This window comes from Desulfoferula mesophila (genome assembly GCF_037076455.1).
GTDB lineage: Bacteria > Desulfobacterota > Desulfarculia > Desulfarculales > Desulfarculaceae > Desulfoferula > Desulfoferula mesophila.
Window position 1 is genome coordinate 2,205,629 of the sequence record NZ_AP028679.1, and the last position, 16,150, is coordinate 2,221,778.

Sequence of the window (16,150 nt, forward strand, 5' to 3'; positions counted from 1 at the left end):
CTCCGACAAGCGTGACGGAGCCGGAAATACTGGACCCCGAGGAACAAACCGATTCGCCCCGGGCGGGGGGAGACCTGCTCGAAGAGGACGATCTGGAGTTCGGCTCTCCCGGCGAGCCAGGCGACTCGGAAGATGAAACAGAGGAGCAGCCCGGCCTGGTGCCCCTGGCTGGCGGCGGCCCCCCGGCCATCACCAACCCCCTTCAGCGCTACCTGTGGGAAGCCCGCCAGTATCCCCTTTTGACCAGGGAAGAGGAAAAGGAGCTGACCCAAGCCTATTACGACAGCGGCGACCCGGCCCTGGCCGCCAAGTTGGTGACCAGCAACCTGCGCCTGGTGGTCAAGATCGCCATGGATCACCAGCGGTTCTGGATGCGCAACCTCCTGGACTTGATCCAGGAAGGCAACATCGGCCTTATGCAGGCGGTGCAAAAGTACGACCCCTTCCGGGGCATCAAGTTTTCCTACTACGCCAGCTTTTGGATCAAGGCCTACATCCTCAAGTTCATCATGGACAACTGGCGCCTGGTCCGCCTGGGCACCACCCAGGCCCAGCGCAAGCTTTTCTACAACCTGCGCCGCGAGCAGGAAAAGCTTCAGTCCCAGGGGATCACCCCCGGCCCCAAACTGTTGAGCACCCGCCTGGGAGTATCGGAAAAGGACGTCATCGACATGTCCCAGCGCCTGGACAGCTGGGAGCTCAGCCTTGACGCGCCGGTGCGCGAAGACTCCGAAGAGGCGCACCAGAATTTCTTGACCGACGAAGAGCAGAGCGATGCCGAGGACGAGCTGGTCAACCAGGAACTTAGAAAACTTTTCCATGACGAGTTGATGGCCGTGCGCGATACTTTGGATGAAAAGGAGCGCGACATATTGGACCGCCGTCTGTTGGCGGAAAACCCCATGACCCTGAACGAGCTGGGTGAGGAACACGGGGTCAGTCGCGAGCGCATACGTCAATTGCAAGTACGCTTAATGGATAAGCTCAAGGACCGTCTCAGTGAACGCATCCCCAATTTTGAAGAACAGTTCGCCGGCCTGTCCGAGGGCGACTGAGGAGTCGGCCTTGCTCATGAGCATCAGTTCCAAAAGCCAAACCCTTTACGCTGTGGTTTTGGGTCTGGTTCTTTTGGCCTCGGCGGCTTGCGCCGGGGCCCCCGTGTCTGCGACCGCGTCTCCCCAGGTGGCCAGGCCCGCGGCATCCGGGGAAGCGCCACCCGCGACCAAGGCCCCAGCAACGCCGTCGGACAACCTGCGCTCCCTGACGCTCTATGCCCAAGCCCAGGTGAGTCTGCGCAACGGCGACCACGTGGCGGCACTTAAATACCTGCGCGAGGCCCAGCAGGCCGACCCCTCCAGCGGCTATCTCCACTTGGAGATGGCCCGAGTGCTGGTGCGCATCAACCAGATGGACCAGGCCCTGGCCGAAACCCGCGAGGCGGTGAAGCTGAGCCCCGATCTGGCCGACGCCTGGTTGCTCTTGGGGGGCATCTATTCCAACCGCAAGGAAGTGTCACGGGCCATAAGCGCCTATGAAAAGGTTTTGGCCATTGATCCCGAGCAGGAGGACGCCCGCCTGCTTTTGGGCACCATGTACCTGGAGGACCGTCGTTTCGAGTTGGCGGCCAAGGTCCTTACCCCTCTGGTGAAAATCCAACCGGAATTGGTGCCCGCCCATTATTATTTGGGCCAAGCCCAAGTGGGGTTGAAGCGCTACGCCGCGGCCGAGAAAAGCTTTCAACAGGTGCTGGAACTCTCCCCCCGGTTCCAGGGGGCCCAATTCGAATTGGCCCGTCTTTACGAGTTGCAACGGGATATGGCCAAGGCCGAGGCCATGTACCGGGATATCCTGAAGAACCATCCCGAATCCACCCTGGCCCACGAGCGGCTGGGGCGGCTTTACCTGCGCTCGGGCCGCTACCAGGAGGCCTTGAACCAGTTCGCCATCCTCAAAGGGCTGAGCCATGACGATCCGGAGGTGCGGGTCAAGATAGGCATGGTGTTTCTGCAGCAGAAGCGCTACGGCCAGGCGGCCGAAGAGTTTCAGGCCATATTGAAACAAGACCCCAAAATGTACCGCGCCCGTTATTACCTGGGACTGACCCTGCAAGAGCTGAACAAGCCGGAGCAGGCCCTGGAGGTGTTGGAGGAGGTGCCGCCCAGCTCCGAGTTCTATGTGGAAAGCCGCCTGTTGCAGACGGAAATTTTGCTGGACTTGGGACAGGACCAGGAAGCCGACAAGGTCTTGGAGGAAGCCCTGAAGCTCTTCCCCAAGGAGGCCGATCTACACCTGGCCGTGGCCGCCTTGGCCGAATCGCGCAAGGACATGGTAAAGGCCGAGGCGGAGCTGCAAAAGGCGCTTCACCTGGAGCCGGGCAACGCCGAGGCCCACTTCCGCCTGGGAGTGGTCTTGGACAAAGAGGGCAAGCACCAGCAGGCCATGGAGGAGATGGAAAAAGCGGTGCGCATCGACGACCGCCACGCACGGGCGCTCAACTACCTGGGCTACACCTTGGCCGAAAAGGGCCAAGACCTGGACAAGGCGGAAAGCTACATCCGACGCGCCTTGGCCGTGGAACCCAACGCATTTTTCATCATGGACAGCCTTGGCTGGGTTTACTATCAGCGCGGGCAATACCTTCAGGCCATGCATTACTTGAAGCAGGCGACGGCGGCCGGAACTGCGGACCCGGTCATCTTCGAACACCTGGGCGATACCTACATGAAGCTGAAACGCTACCAGGAGGCGGTCAAGGCTTATCAACAGTCCCTGGCCAGCAATCCCCTTGATCCCAAAAAGGTGCGGGGCAAGCTCAAGGAGGCCGAGCGCCTCCAGGGCGCGCAGTGAGAGACCTTGCATGATATGCCGGGCCTGCGCGCCATAAGCTGCATGCTGCTGGTGGCAGCCCTAGCGCTGGGCCTCACCTCGTGCGTCCACCTGCCCGGCGGCCCCACCGCCAGCCTGTTGCCCGTGGCCCAAGAGGTGCGCGCACGCCTGCAGGCTCGCCAACAGGCGGTGTCCTCTTTCGTGTTGAGCGGCGAGGTGGAGCTGGCCGCACCCCAGGGAACCCTGAACGGCGATCATTTGATCATGGGCCTGGCGCCAAACCGCATCCGGGCCGAGATAATGGGCCCCTTTGGGCAGCCCCTGCTCAGGGTAATCACCGACGGTCAGAAGATGGCCGTGCTCTCCTACCGGGAGAACCGCGCCTACATGGGCCGGGCCAGCCGGGAAAACCTGGCGCGTTTTCTGGGCCTGGCCTTGTCTTCGAGCGAGATATATGCGCTGTTGACCGGCTCGGTGCCCTTGTTGCCCTCCACGGCCCAGGCCGAGGTGATCCCTAGCGACTCGGAAAAGGGCATGGCCTTGCTGCACCTGGTGGAGCCCGGCGGACAGGTGGCCGAGGGAGTGGTCTTTGATCCCGGGGATTACGCGATACGCCGGGCCTGGCTGGAAAGCCGGGACCGCGGACCCAACCTGGACATGTCCTTTGACCGCTTTCAAGAGGCCCTGGGCTCGCGCTACCCCACCCAGATCAAAGCCACGGACGGCCAGGACCGCAGCTTGCTGTTGATAAGCCACGAGATGAAGCTCAACCAAAAAGTGGACGCCTCCCTGTTCCAGGTGGCGGTGCCGCCCGGCCTTGAGGTGGTGGAGCTGAGGTGACCCGCCTCGTGTGCGATAGCATGTTGGGCCGTTTGGCCCGCTGGCTGCGCCTCATGGGCTACGACGCCCCCCTGCTCAAACGAATCCCCGCCCAGGCCCCGCCCGGCCAGTTTCTGCTAACCCGCCGCCAGGCCTGGCGGGGCAGGCCGGGGGTGCTGTTCATCAGCCGTGACCGCCTGGAAGACCAGCTGGGGCAGGTACTCGCCGAGTTGGAGTTGGCCCCGGACCCGGCCCGCTTTTTCACCCGCTGTTTGGATTGCAATGTGTCGGTGGAGCTGCTGGCCCGCGAGGATGCCTCCGGTAGGGTGCCGGACTATATTCTGGACACGGCGGAGGGATTCACCCATTGCCCCCAGTGCGGCAAGGTGTTCTGGCCGGGCAGCCACGGCCAGCGGGCAAAACAACGCCTGACGGCCATCATGGACAAACTCCACGGCAGCGCGCCAGGGCAATAGGCTTGTCTCGGGTTGTCTGGCCGGTCTAGCCTTCCGGGTCTGGCACCAAACGGCTGAAGCCCACCTCGGGGTCGAAGCGGCGCACCGCCTTGAGGCCGGCCAGCTCCATGACCACCACCTCGGCCACCTCCCACACGTGCACCCCCAGGCGCAGGCAGCCCATGCTCACCCGCTCGCCGGTGGCCATGGCGCCGTGCAGGTGCACCACCGGGTGTCCCGCCTCGTCCGGGAAGATGGTGCCCATGACCATGGCGTCGTTGGGCCGCTCCACCAGGGTGGTCAGGATGGTCACCGGGTTGGCCTTGGGGTCGTCGGGCCCGGCCACCAGCTCGCCGTTTTGCAGGGCTCCCAGCATGAACACCACCCCATGGGTGAGCTTCTGCTCCAGGGCGAATTTTTCCACGGCGTCGGGCAGGCGCTCGCCGTCCTCGATGGTGACCAGGAACACCCGGCCAAGTTTGGCTTCGCTGTATTTCATGATGTCTAATCCAGGGGCCGGGCGCAGTCGCTCTGGTCGCCGCAGAGCTTGTCCAGGGCGTGGGGCAGGGCGGGCAGGACCGCCTCCAGGTTTTCCAGGGCGCCCCGGGGAGAGCCCGGCAGGTTGATGATGAGGGTGGCCCCGCGCACCCCGGCCAGGCCTCGCGAGAGCATGGCGTGACGGGTGTGCTTGAGGCCCTCGGCCCGCATGACCTCGGCGATGCCGGGGACCGGGCGCTCGATGACCTGGGCGGTGGCCTCGGGGGTGTTGTCCCGAGGGCTCAGGCCCGTGCCTCCGCTGGTGAGCACCAGCGCGAGGCGCATTTGGTCGGCAAAACGCTTGAGCGCGGCCACGATCTGCTCGGGCTCGTCTGGCACCGTCTCGCTGACCACGGTGTCTATTTCCCAGGCGGCCAGGGCGTCACGAAGCGCGGGGCCGGCGAGATCTTCCCGCCGGCCCTGCGCGGCCTTGTCGCTGATGGTCAGGATGGCGGCTTGGTGCCTAATTGCCTTCCTCCTTGGCTTGCTGGTAGGCCTCCACGATCTTGGCCTGCACGTCGCCGGGCACTTCCTCGTAGTGATCCAGCTCCATGGTGAAGGCCCCGCGGCCGCCGGTCATGGAGGTGAGCTCGGGCTGGTAGGTCAGCAGCTCGGACATGGGCACATGGGCGCTGATCACCTGCAGGCTGCCCTTGGAGTCCATGCCCAACACCCGGCCGCGCCGGGAGCTGATGTCGCCCATGACGTCGCCCATGGCGTCCTCGGGCACGGTCACGGTCAGCAGCATGATCGGCTCCAGCAGGGTGGGCTTGCACTGGGCCGCGCCCTTTTTGAAGCCCATGGAACCGGCCACCTTGAAGGCCATTTCCGAGCTGTCCACCGGGTGGAAGGAGCCGTCCACCAGGCGCACCTTCACGTCCACCATGGGATAGCCTGCCAACACGCCGCCCAGCAGGGCTTCGCCGATGCCCTTTTCCACCGCCGGGATGTATTGGCGGGGAATGGAACCGCCCACGATCTCGTCCACGAACACGTAACCTTCGCCGGGGTTGTCCGAGGGGCTGATCTCCAGCCAGGTGTCGCCGAACTGGCCCCGGCCGCCGGTCTGCTTCTTGTAGCGCCCCTGCACCCTGATCGAGCCCTTGATGGTCTCGCGGTAGGGCACCTTGGGGGTCTTGAGGTTCACCTCCACGCCGAACTTGCGCTTCAGGCGGTCCAGGGTGGTCTCGATGTGCACCGAGCCCATGCCCGAAAGCAGAGCCTCGTTGGTCTGGGGGTCGCGGTCCAGGCGCAGGGTGGGGTCCTCTTCCAAGAGCCGGTTGATGCCCGCGAAGACCTTTTCCTCGTCGCCCTTTTCCTTGGCCTCGATGGCGTAGGAAATGACCGCGGGCAGGGGTTCGATGGTCTCGAACTGGATGTTGGCCCCGGCGGCGTAGAGGGTGTCGCCGGTGCGGGTTTCCTTGAGCTTGGGAATGGCCACGATGTCGCCGGGCAGGGCCTCGGATACCGTCTTTTGGGTCTTGCCGGTCTGTAGGTAGAGCTGGCCGAAGCGCTCCTTGGCGTCGCGGTTGGGGTTGATCAGCTGCATGTCCGAGCTGAGGGTGCCCGCGAAAATCCGCACCATGCTCAGGCGGCCGGCAAAGGGATCGGCCACGGTCTTGAACACCAGGCCCGCGAAGGGCGCGGCGGGATCGGGCTGGCAGGAGGTCTCGCTGCCGTCCTTGGGGTTGATGCCGGCCACGGCTCCCCGAGTGATGGGGGAGGGCAGCAGACGGTTGATCAGGTCCATCACCGGCTGCACGCCCATGTTCTTCAGGGCGGCGGTGGCGGCCACGGGCAGGAACAGGCGATCGGCCACGCCCTTGGCCAGGCCCTTGGCCAGGTCGTCGGCGCTGAGCTCCTCGCCCTCCAGGTAACGCTCCATGAGGGTGTCGTCGGCCTCGGCGATGTCTTCGATGAGCGTCTCGCGGGCGGCTTCCACCGCGTCGGCGAAATCGTCCGGCACCTCGCCGGTGGTCATCTTGCCCGAGCCGTCGGCGGCAAAGGTGTAGGCCTTGTTGGCCAACAAATCCACTACGCCGGTGAAGCTATCGGCGGCGCCCATGGGAATTTGCAGCTTGATGGCCTTGATGCCCAGCATGTCGGGGATCATGTTCACCGCGGCGTCAAAGTCCGCCCGCTCACGGTCCATCTTGTTGACCACCACCAGGGCGGGCAAACCGGCCTTGTCCACGAACTGCCAGACCTTTTCACCCTGCACCTTCACTCCGTCTATGGCGTCGGCCACCATGACCACGCCGTCCACGGCCCGGAGAGCGGCGGCGGCGTCGGAGAGGAAGTTGTCGTCGCCGGGGGCGTCCACGAAGTTCACGGTGAACTTGTTGAAGCCGTAGTGGCCGAAGGAGGCGCTGATGCTGCCTCCGCGCTTGGCCTCTTCGGGCTCCCAGTCCAGGGTGGTGGTGCCTTCGTCCACCTTGCCCAGGCGGTCGGTGGCCTTGGCGTTGAAGAGCATGGCCTCGGCCAAGGAGGTCTTGCCCCCACCGCCGTGCCCTACGATGGCGACGGTGCGGGTTGCTTTGATCTTGTCGATGCTCATGTCGGCTCCTAAAAGCTGCAAGAGGTAACTATGCCGGTAAAAACGGAATGTAACGGCCAAAATTAACCAAGCCCCACACGATAGTCAAGTCTTAGCTTGGATAGCGCCCAACTATTTTGTTATGTGCCCCCTCCCGGCCATGTGGCGACGTAAATTTTCTTTGCACTTGATTCCCCCACCCGGAGCGATATGATATTGTTTTTCATATTGCAGCCCAAGCGCTTAGAGGCCCTGGGCGGCAAGAGGAGGCGAGCGTAGGGCGCGGTGGAAAAGTGGCTGAAAGCCTTTGAAGGCTACCTGGCCGAAGGCGCGGGTTCCGCCGCGCTGACCAGCGCGGCCTACCGGCGCGACGTGGTGGAATTCGCGGCGTTTTTGGACGGCTATCGCCCCGGTTGGGACTGGCCCTCGGTGGGCGAAACCGACCTCTTGGCCTGGATGGCCCAGGGGCTCAAGACCAAGCAGCGCTCCACCATGGCCCGCAAGCTCATGAGCCTCAGGAAGTTTTTCGATTTCCTCCTGCGCCAGGGGGAAATCGCGGCCAACCCGGCGCGGCAGGTTAAACCTCCCCGCCAGGGGCACCATCTGCCCCCGCGGCTTAGCGTGGACGAGGCCTTTCACCTGGTGGAGGGCCCGGCCCGCCAAATGCGCGCCAAGGCGCTTTTGGGCCCCAAGCGGGCGGCGGCGCTCAGGGACCTGGCCATGCTGGAGCTGATGTACTCCAGCGGTCTGCGGGTAAGCGAGCTTACCGGCCTGGACCTGGGCCACCTGCGCCTCGACCTGGGCCTGGCCCGGGTGGTGGAGGGCAAGGGGGGCCGGGAGCGCTGGGTGCCGGTGGGCGCCGGGGCGGCTGAAGCCCTCAAGGGCTACCTGGCCGCCCGCAGCGAGTTGGCTCCCAAGGATGGGGAGCAGGAGGCGCTGTTCTTGAACCAAAAGGGCGGGCGCATCACCCAGCGCAGCGTGCAGCGCCTGGTGGCCCGTTTCGCGGGCGAGCTCAGCGCGGGACGCAGGCTCAGCCCGCACGCCCTGCGCCATGCCATGGCCACCCACCTCTTGGAGGGCGGGGCGGACCTTCGCTCGGTGCAGGAGATGCTGGGGCACAAGAGCCTCAGCACCACCCAGAAATACACCCACCTCACGGTGGACCACCTGCTCAAGGTCTATGACCAGGCCCACCCCCGGGCCCACGAGACCGAGGGCGAGGAGGATAAATAAATGTCCACTCCCCAGATGCGCGGCACCACGGTATTGGCCCTTCGGCACGCCGGCGGGGTGGTCATGGCCGCCGACGGGCAGGTGACCTTGGGCAACACCGTGATGAAGGCCACCGCCAACAAGCTGCGGCGGTTGTATCACGACCAGGTGCTGGCCGGGTTCGCCGGGGCCACGGCCGACGCCTTCACCCTGTTCGAGCGCCTGGAGAGCAAGCTGGAGGCCTATGCCGGCAACCTGACCCGGGCGGCGGTGGAGTTGGCCAAGGACTGGCGCACCGACAAGGCCCTGCGCCAGCTCGAAGCCCTGCTGTTGGCCGCGGACAAGGACAAGCTCTTGATCATCTCCGGTTCGGGCGACGTCATCGACCCGGAGGAGGGCATCGCGGCCATCGGCTCGGGCGGGCCCTTCGCCCTGGCGGCGGCGCGGGCCTTGGTAAAGAATACCGACATGGACGCCGAGGCCATCGCCCGCGAGGCGCTGGACATTGCCGGCGACATCTGCATTTACACCAACCACCAGATAAGGGTGGAGAGCCTATAAATGGCAACCCTGACTCCCAGAGAGACCGTGGCCGAGCTGGACAAGTACGTCATCGGCCAACACGACGCCAAGCGCTGCGTGGCCATTGCCCTCCGCAACCGCTGGCGCCGCCGCCAGGTGCCCGAGCACCTGCGCGACGAGATAGCGCCCAAGAACATCATCATGATCGGGCCCACCGGGGTGGGCAAGACCGAGATAGCCCGGCGCCTGGCCCGCCTGGCCGACGCGCCGTTCCTCAAGGTGGAGGCCAGCAAGTTCACCGAGGTGGGCTACGTGGGCCGCGACGTGGAGTCCATGATCCGCGACCTCACCGAGCTGGCCATCAACATGGTCAAGGCGGCCGAGCACGAGACGGTGCGGGCCAAGGCTAGAGAGCTGGCCGAGGAGCGTCTGCTGGACATCCTGCTGCCGCCGCGCCGGGCGGGCGACGAAAAGGACGAGGAAGACGCGGGCCACCTGGAGGTGGTGCGGGCCGGGGAGGACCTCAACCCCACCCGCAGCAAGCTGCGCCGCCTGCTGCACGAGGGAAAGCTCAACGAGCGCTACGTGGACCTGGAGGTGCAGTCCCAGGGGCCCACGCCCATGGTGGAGATTTTCTCGGCCGGGGGCATGGAAGAGATGGGCATGAACCTCAAGGACATGCTGGGCGGCATGTTCCCCCAGCAGACCAAGCGCCGCAAGGTCAAGGTGCCCGAGGCCCTGGAGATCCTGACCAACGAGGAAGCCGGGCGGCTCATCGACATGGACCGGGTGGTGAGCGAGGCCATGTCCAAGGTGGAGCAGGAGGGCATCATCTTCCTGGACGAGATCGACAAAATCGCGGGCCGGGAGACCGGGCACGGCCCGGACGTGAGCCGCGAAGGCGTGCAGCGCGATCTATTGCCCCTGGTGGAGGGCTCCACGGTGACCACCAAGTACGGCATGATCAAGACCGACCATATCTTGTTCATCGCCGCCGGGGCCTTCCACGTGTCCAAGCCCAGCGACCTGGTGCCCGAGCTGCAGGGGCGCTTTCCCATCCGGGTGGAGTTGCAGGCGCTGAGCGCCGACGACTTCGTGCGCATCCTCACCGAGCCGGAGAACGCCCTGATCCGCCAGTACGAGGAGTTGATGAAGACCGAGGGCCTGACCCTGGACTTCACCCCCGAGGCCATCCGGGAGCTGGCCGAGATCGCCAGCCAGGTGAACCAGGCCACCGAGAACATCGGGGCGCGCCGCTTGCACACGGTGATGGAGCGCCTGCTGGAAGAGGTCTCCTTCGAGGCTCCGGGCATGGAAGGAGTGACCCTGAAGATCGACGCGGACTACGTGCAACAGCGCCTGTCCGAGATAAGCACCGATCGGGACCTGAGCCGTTATATCCTGTAGGAAGGAAAGCATGGCTTCCATCGATCCGAAAATAACCGCCCAGACCCTCATCGAGGCGCTGCCCTATATAAGGCGTTTCGCCGGGCAGACGGTGGTGGTCAAATACGGCGGCCACGCCATGGTGGACGAGGACCTCAAGGAGAGCTTCGCCCTGAACGTGATCCTCCTCCGGGCGGTGGGCATCTACCCGGTGGTGGTGCACGGCGGCGGCCCCCAGATCGGCGATCTGCTCAAGCGGCTCAACATCGCCTGCGAGTTCATCGACGGCATGCGGGTCACCAGCCCCGAGGTCATGGACGTGGTGCAGATGGTCCTGGTGGGCCAGGTCAACGCCTCCATCGTGGGGCTGATCAACAAGCACGGCGGCCGGGCCGTGGGACTCAACGGCCACGACGGCGGGCTGATCAAGGCCGGCAAGATGCAGATGACCCGCAAGGGACTCGCCGCCGACCAGCCGCCCGAGATCATCGACCTGGGCCTGGTGGGCCAGGTGGAGGCGGTGGACGCCCAGGTGCTGCACGCCCTGGAGCACGGCAACTTCATCCCGGTGATCGCCCCGGTGGGGGTGGGGCCCCAGGGCGAGTCGTTCAACATCAACGCCGACCTGGTGGCCGCGGCGGTGGCCAGCCGCCTGAGGGTGGCCAAGCTGATCATGATGACCGACACTCCGGGGGTGCTGGACGGCGAGGGCAAGCTGATCAGCTCGCTGACCGCGGCCAAGGCCGAGGAGCTCAAACAGAGCGGGGTCATCGCCGGAGGCATGATCCCCAAGGTGGGCTGCTGCCTGGACGCCCTGGAGGCCGGGGTGGAGCGGGCCCACATCATCGACGGGCGGGTGCCCAACGCCCTGCTCTTGGAGGTGTTCACCGACCAAGGGGTGGGCACGGTGTTCAGCGCCCGTTGATCGGCGGGAACTGGAGGGGCGAGAAGAAAATGTATTTGATGCACGGGAAACGACGATAAAGCCGCGAACCTGGAATGCGCATAATTTCTTTTCTTTCAGCTAAGGAGCCATGGAAATGGACGCGGCAACGCTAGTCGATAAATACGTAATGAACACCTATGGTAGGGCCCCCATCACTTTTGTGCAGGGCCAGGGCACCCAGCTCTGGGATTCCCAGGGCAACCAGTACACCGACTTTTTGGCGGGCATCGCGGTGGTCAACCTGGGCCACGCCCACCCCGAAGTGACCGAGGCCGTCTGCGAGCAGGCGGCCCGCTTGGTGCACGTGAGCAACCTCTACTACACCGAGCCCCAGGCCAGGGTGGCCGAGCTTTTGGTGGAGAACTCCTTTGCCGACAAGGTGTTCTTCTGCAACTCCGGGGCCGAGGCCAACGAGGGAGCCCTCAAGCTGGCCCGCCTGTGGGGCAAGAACAAGATGAAGGGCGCCTTCACCATCATCACCATGGAGCGCTCCTTCCACGGCCGGACCTTGGGCACTCTTTCGGCCACGGGCCAGGACAAGATCCAAAAGGGCTACGACCCGCTGGTGCCCCGTTTCAAGCACGTGCCCTACGGCGACCTGGAAGCGGTGAAGGCCGTGTGGGACGACAACGTGTGCGCGGTGCTGGTGGAGCCGGTGCTGGGCGAGGGCGGGGTGGTGGTGCCGCCCGACGGCTACCTGCCCGGCCTGCGCGAGCTGTGCGACAGCCACGGGGCCCTGCTCATGTTCGACGAGGTGCAGACCGGCCTGGGCCGCACCGGCAAGCTGTTCGCCCACGAGCACTTCGGGGTCAAGCCCCACGTGATGACCCTGGCCAAGGCCCTGGCCAACGGCCTGCCGGCCGGGGCGGTGTTGGCCGACGTCGAGGCGGCCGAGATGTTCGGACCCGGTTCCCATGCCACCACCTTTGGGGCCGGACCCGTGGTCATGGCCGCCGCCGGGGTGGTGCTCGAAAACCTGGTCAACGGCGGGCTGGTGGAGCACGCCGAGGCCACCGGCTATTACTTCAAGGCGCAACTGGAAGGCCTGGCCGCCAAGTACCCCAAGGTGGTGACCCAGGTGCGCGGCCTGGGCCTCTTGTTGGGCCTGGCCCTCAACATGGCGGCCGGCCCCTTGGTGGTCCGGCTCCGGGAAATGGGCTACATTGTGGGAGCCGCCCAGGATACCGTCATCCGTTTCGCCCCGCCCCTGGTGGTGACCCAGGGCGACATCGACGGGCTTGTGGCCGCCCTGGATCAGGCCCTGGCCGAGATTTAGCCGGCGATTTGGCCGTACTACTGAACTAAACTAAAATCGGTATTAAGGATGCAACTTAACACCAGACATCTACTGACGATTAGAGACTTGAATCCCGAAGAGGTGCGCGAGTTGGTGCGGCGGGCCGCGGAACTCAAGGCCTCCTTGGGCAGCCCGGAGCATCCCCAGCCCCTGCGGGGCAAGAGCGTGGCTCTGATCTTTGACAAGCCCTCCACCCGCACTCGGGTGTCTTTCGAGGTGGGCGTTACCCAGTTGGGCGGCAAGGCTCTGTTCATGACCTCGCGCGATAGCCAACTGGGCCGCGACGAGCCCCTCAAGGATACCGCCAGGGTCATGAGCCGCTACGTGGACGCCATGGTGGTGCGCACCTTTGGCCAAAGCGTGGTAGAGGACCTGGCCCAGTGGGGCAGCGTGCCGGTGATCAACGCGCTCACCGACCTGTACCATCCCTGCCAGGTCTTGAGCGACCTCTTGACCGTGAGCGAGCACCTGGGGCGCCTGGAGGGGATCGCCTACGCCTGGCTGGGCGACGGCAACAACATGGCCCACTCCTGGCTGGAGGCCGCCGCCGCCCTGAAGCTCAACCTGCGCTTGGCCTGCCCGCCGAACTTCATGCCCGATGCGGGCATCGTGGCCCACGCTCGCGAGCGGGGGGCCGAGATCACCTTGACCCACGACCCCCGCGAGGCCATCGCCGGGGCCCAGGTGATCAACACCGACGTGTGGGCCTCCATGGGCCAGGAGGCCGAGGCCGGGGCCCGGCTCCAGGCCTTTGCCGGCTACACCCTGGACGCGCAACTGATGTCCCTGGCCGATCCCAAGGCCATTGTGCTACATTGTCTACCCGCCCACCGGGGCGAGGAAATCAGCGAAGAAGTCATGGAAGGCCCCCAATCGGTGGTCTGGGACCAGGCGGAAAACCGCCTGCACATGCAAAAAGCCATCATGGAAGCCCTCCTGGCTCCGCAAGTGAGTTGAAGATCATGAAAAAAGACATAAAAAAGGTCGTGCTGGCCTATTCCGGCGGCTTGGACACCTCCATCATCCTCAAGTGGCTCATGGAGACCTATGACTGCGAAGTGGTGGCCTACGTGGCCGACCTGGGGCAGGGCGAGGAGCTGGAAGAGGCCCGCCAAAAGGGCCTGGACACCGGCGCCTGCCAGGTGATCGTGGACGACCTCAAGGAAGAGTTCGTGCGCGACTACGTGTTCCCCGCCTTCCGGGCCGGAGCCGTCTATGAGACCCAATATCTGCTGGGCACCAGCCTGGCCCGCCCGGTGATCGCCAAGGGCCAGGTTGCCGCCGCCCGCCAGACCGGGGCCGACTCGGTGAGCCACGGGGCCACCGGCAAGGGCAACGACCAGGTGCGCTTCGAGCTGGGCTACCAGGCGCTGGCCCCGGACCTGGCCATCATCGCCCCCTGGCGCGAGTGGGACATGAATTCCCGCGAGGCCCTGGTGGCCTACGCCAAGAAAAACGGCATCCCCGTGCCGGTGACCAAGGCCAAGCCCTACAGCAGCGACCGCAACCTCCTGCACATCTCCTTTGAGGGCGGCGTTCTGGAAGACCCCTGGGCCGCGCCGCCCGAGGACATGTTCGTCCTGAGCGTCAGCCCCCAGAACGCCCCGGACCATCCAGAGGAGCTGACCCTGGAGTTCCACAAGGGCGACCCGGTGGCCATCGACGGCGAGAAGCTCTCCCCCGCCAACCTGCTGGCCCGGCTCAACCAACTGGGCGGCAAGCACGGCATCGGCCGGGTGGACATGGTGGAGAACCGCTACGTGGGCATGAAGAGCCGCGGGGTCTACGAGACTCCCGGCGGCACCATCATGCGCGCCGCGCACCTGGCCCTGGAGACCCTGTGCCTGGACCGCGAGGTGCTGCGCATCCGCGACGGCCTGCTGCCCCACTACAGCGAACTGATCTACTACGGCTACTGGTTCAGCCCGGAGATGACCATGCTCCAGGGCATGATGGACAAGGCCCAGGAGCCGGTGTGCGGCGAGGTGCGCCTGCAACTGTACAAGGGCAACATCACCGTCTTGGGTCGGCGTTCGCCCCACAGTCTGTACCGGCCGGACATCGCCACCTTTGAGGCGGACACGGTCTACGACCAATCCGACGCCACCGGCTTCATCAGGCTCAACGGCCTCAGGCTGCGCATCCGCCACGCCTTGGACCAGGCCAAGAAGGGCTAACCGCGCCGCATGGACGAGAGCAAGGCCAAAAGGCTCTGGGGAGGGCGCTTCGCCGAAGGCCCCAGCCAGACCATGGAGCGCATCAACGCCTCCATCTCGGTGGACAAGCGCCTCTACCTCCAGGATATCCGGGGCTCCCAAGCCCACGCGGCCATGCTGGCCCGCCAGGGCATCCTCACGGCCGACGACGCCAAGAAGATCATCGCCGGCCTGGAGCAGGTAAGGGCGGAGATCGAGGCGGGGCAGATGCAGTGGTCCGAGTCCTTGGAGGACATCCACACTCACGTTGAGATGCGCCTCAAGGAGCTGATCGGCGAGGCGGCCGGGCGGCTGCACACCGCCCGCTCGCGCAACGATCAGGTGGCCACCGATCTGCGCCTGTGGGTCATGGACGCCTGCCGGGAGATCGACGGGGCCTTGCTTAATTTTCAGCGCGCCCTGGTGAACCGGGCCGAGGAGCACCTCGGGGTGATCATGCCCGGCTACACCCACTTGCAGCGGGCCCAGCCGGTGCTCTTGTCCCACCACCTTTTGGCCTACGTGGAGATGGCCTGGCGCGACCGGGCCCGGCTGGCCGACTGCCTGGGGCGTGCCGCGGTGTTGCCCCTGGGGGCCGCGGCCCTGGCGGGCACCAGCTTTGCCCTGGACCCGGCCTCGGTGGCCGACGAGTTGGGCTTTGGCGGGGTGTTCGCCAACTCCCTGGACGCGGTGAGCGACCGTGACTTCGCGGCCGAGTTCCTCTTTGCCCTGGGCCTGATCCAGGTGCATCTGAGCCGCATGGCCGAAGAGTTGGTGCTGTGGTCTTCCATGGAGTTCGGCTTCATCTCCCTGAGTGACGCCTTTGCCACCGGCAGCTCCATCATGCCCCAAAAGAAAAACCCCGACGCCGCCGAGCTGGTGCGGGGCAAGACCGGACGGGTGCTGGGCGACTTGATCAGCCTGCTCACCGTGCTCAAGGGCCTGCCCTTGGCCTACAACAAGGACCTGCAGGAGGACAAGGAGCCGGTGTTCGACGCTTTTGACACCGTCCTGGACAGCCTGCTGGTCATGGCCCCCATGGTCGAGACCATGCACGTGCACGCCGAACGCATGGAGCTGGCGGTGCACCACGGCTTCTTGAACGCCACCGAGCTGGCCGACTACCTGGCCGCCAGGGGGGTGCCCTTTAGGGTGGCCCACGAGGTTTCGGGCAAGGCGGTGCGCTTGGCCGAGGAACGCGTGTGTACTCTGGAAGAGCTAAGCGGCGAAGATCACGCACGTTTGTGCGAAGGGCTTGAGGTTGAGCTGGATGACGGGTTAAAACAAGCCTTGGACCCCGGCCGGGCGGTGGACCGCAGGATCTCTCCTGGCGGCACTGCCAGGCAAAACGTTGAAGCAGCCCTCAAGGAGGCGAGGAAGCGGTTATGGCCATAAGGCTTAGAGCAGTAGCGCTAGTAT

The 16,150-nt window shown here is 65.2% G+C and carries 15 protein-coding genes; 12 read left to right on the plus strand and 3 right to left on the minus strand.

Annotated elements, in window-relative coordinates; all coding sequences use genetic code 11:
• Positions 1-11 precede the first annotated feature (11 nt).
• The 4 genes from AACH32_RS09860 to AACH32_RS09875 are packed head-to-tail and all read left to right on the plus strand — an operon-like array spanning position 12 to position 4,121.
• Complete coding sequence (locus AACH32_RS09860) at positions 12-1,055, plus strand: sigma-70 family RNA polymerase sigma factor (RefSeq protein WP_338606608.1); 1,044 nt, start codon at positions 12-14, stop codon at positions 1,053-1,055.
• Positions 1,056-1,071: 16 nt separating this feature from the next.
• Positions 1,072-2,847: a tetratricopeptide repeat protein gene (locus tag AACH32_RS09865; protein WP_338606609.1), complete on the plus strand. Its 1,776-nt coding sequence runs from the start codon at positions 1,072-1,074 to the stop codon at positions 2,845-2,847.
• Between the two features lie 15 nt (positions 2,848-2,862).
• Positions 2,863-3,666, plus strand: coding sequence for a LolA family protein (locus AACH32_RS09870; RefSeq protein WP_338606610.1), 804 nt, complete (start codon positions 2,863-2,865; stop codon positions 3,664-3,666).
• Positions 3,667-3,674: 8 nt separating this feature from the next.
• A complete protein-coding gene (locus AACH32_RS09875; RefSeq protein WP_338606611.1) occupies positions 3,675-4,121 on the plus strand; it encodes a Mut7-C RNAse domain-containing protein in 447 nt (148 codons plus the stop codon).
• 25 nt (positions 4,122-4,146) lie between these two features.
• Here AACH32_RS09875 and AACH32_RS09880 read toward each other — a convergent pair whose 3' ends face one another.
• The 3 genes from AACH32_RS09880 to fusA are packed head-to-tail and all read right to left on the minus strand — an operon-like array spanning position 4,147 to position 7,194.
• Positions 4,147-4,599, minus strand: a complete 453-nt coding sequence (locus AACH32_RS09880) for a PPC domain-containing DNA-binding protein (protein ID WP_338606612.1) — start codon at positions 4,597-4,599, stop codon at positions 4,147-4,149.
• Positions 4,600-4,604: 5 nt separating this feature from the next.
• On the minus strand, positions 4,605-5,180 hold the full coding sequence (locus tag AACH32_RS09885; protein WP_338606657.1) for a MogA/MoaB family molybdenum cofactor biosynthesis protein: 576 nt from the start codon (positions 5,178-5,180) through the stop codon (positions 4,605-4,607).
• Positions 5,101-7,194: an elongation factor G gene (fusA, locus tag AACH32_RS09890; protein WP_338606613.1), complete on the minus strand. Its 2,094-nt coding sequence runs from the start codon at positions 7,192-7,194 to the stop codon at positions 5,101-5,103. The genes AACH32_RS09885 and fusA overlap by 80 nt, the downstream gene beginning before the upstream one ends.
• 264 nt (positions 7,195-7,458) lie before the next feature.
• On the opposite strand from fusA, the gene AACH32_RS09895 reads away from it, so the two are divergent.
• From AACH32_RS09895 to argH, 8 genes are all read left to right on the plus strand, one after another.
• Positions 7,459-8,406: a tyrosine recombinase XerC gene (locus AACH32_RS09895; protein WP_338606614.1), complete on the plus strand. Its 948-nt coding sequence runs from the start codon at positions 7,459-7,461 to the stop codon at positions 8,404-8,406.
• The gene (hslV, locus tag AACH32_RS09900) at positions 8,407-8,946 is read left to right on the plus strand and encodes an ATP-dependent protease subunit HslV (protein ID WP_338606615.1); all 540 of its coding nucleotides are present in this window, start codon (positions 8,407-8,409) and stop codon (positions 8,944-8,946) included. It abuts the gene before it with no gap.
• Positions 8,947-10,314, plus strand: coding sequence for an ATP-dependent protease ATPase subunit HslU (hslU, locus tag AACH32_RS09905; RefSeq protein ID WP_338606616.1), 1,368 nt, complete (start codon positions 8,947-8,949; stop codon positions 10,312-10,314).
• Between the two features lie 10 nt (positions 10,315-10,324).
• Positions 10,325-11,218, plus strand: coding sequence for an acetylglutamate kinase (argB, locus tag AACH32_RS09910; protein WP_338606617.1), 894 nt, complete (start codon positions 10,325-10,327; stop codon positions 11,216-11,218).
• A gap of 115 nt (positions 11,219-11,333) precedes the next feature.
• Positions 11,334-12,515: an aspartate aminotransferase family protein gene (locus tag AACH32_RS09915; protein WP_338606618.1), complete on the plus strand. Its 1,182-nt coding sequence runs from the start codon at positions 11,334-11,336 to the stop codon at positions 12,513-12,515.
• Between the two features lie 48 nt (positions 12,516-12,563).
• Positions 12,564-13,493, plus strand: a complete 930-nt coding sequence (argF, locus tag AACH32_RS09920; protein WP_338606619.1) for an ornithine carbamoyltransferase — start codon at positions 12,564-12,566, stop codon at positions 13,491-13,493.
• 5 nt (positions 13,494-13,498) lie between these two features.
• Positions 13,499-14,713 (plus strand): argininosuccinate synthase, encoded by a 1,215-nt coding sequence (locus AACH32_RS09925; RefSeq protein ID WP_338606620.1) that lies wholly within the window; start codon positions 13,499-13,501, stop codon positions 14,711-14,713.
• Positions 14,714-14,722: 9 nt separating this feature from the next.
• A complete protein-coding gene (argH, locus tag AACH32_RS09930) occupies positions 14,723-16,126 on the plus strand; it encodes an argininosuccinate lyase (RefSeq protein WP_338606621.1) in 1,404 nt (467 codons plus the stop codon).
• Positions 16,127-16,150: the final 24 nt, after the last annotated feature.

Bases quoted from the DNA above. Each gene is read 5' to 3' on its own strand.
- hslU (WP_338606616.1), top strand. From the start codon at position 8,947: ATGGCAACCCTGACTCCCAGAGAGACCGTGGCCGAGCTGGACAAGTAC.
- AACH32_RS09880 (WP_338606612.1), bottom strand. From the start codon at position 4,599: ATGAAATACAGCGAAGCCAAACTTGGCCGGGTGTTCCTGGTCACCATC.
- AACH32_RS09925 (WP_338606620.1), top strand. From the start codon at position 13,499: ATGAAAAAAGACATAAAAAAGGTCGTGCTGGCCTATTCCGGCGGCTTG.
- argF (WP_338606619.1), top strand. From the start codon at position 12,564: ATGCAACTTAACACCAGACATCTACTGACGATTAGAGACTTGAATCCC.
- argH (WP_338606621.1), top strand. From the start codon at position 14,723: ATGGACGAGAGCAAGGCCAAAAGGCTCTGGGGAGGGCGCTTCGCCGAA.
- hslV (WP_338606615.1), top strand. From the start codon at position 8,407: ATGTCCACTCCCCAGATGCGCGGCACCACGGTATTGGCCCTTCGGCAC.
- AACH32_RS09865 (WP_338606609.1), top strand. From the start codon at position 1,072: ATGAGCATCAGTTCCAAAAGCCAAACCCTTTACGCTGTGGTTTTGGGT.
- fusA (WP_338606613.1), bottom strand. From the start codon at position 7,194: ATGAGCATCGACAAGATCAAAGCAACCCGCACCGTCGCCATCGTAGGG.
- AACH32_RS09915 (WP_338606618.1), top strand. From the start codon at position 11,334: ATGGACGCGGCAACGCTAGTCGATAAATACGTAATGAACACCTATGGT.
- AACH32_RS09870 (WP_338606610.1), top strand. From the start codon at position 2,863: ATGCCGGGCCTGCGCGCCATAAGCTGCATGCTGCTGGTGGCAGCCCTA.
- argB (WP_338606617.1), top strand. From the start codon at position 10,325: ATGGCTTCCATCGATCCGAAAATAACCGCCCAGACCCTCATCGAGGCG.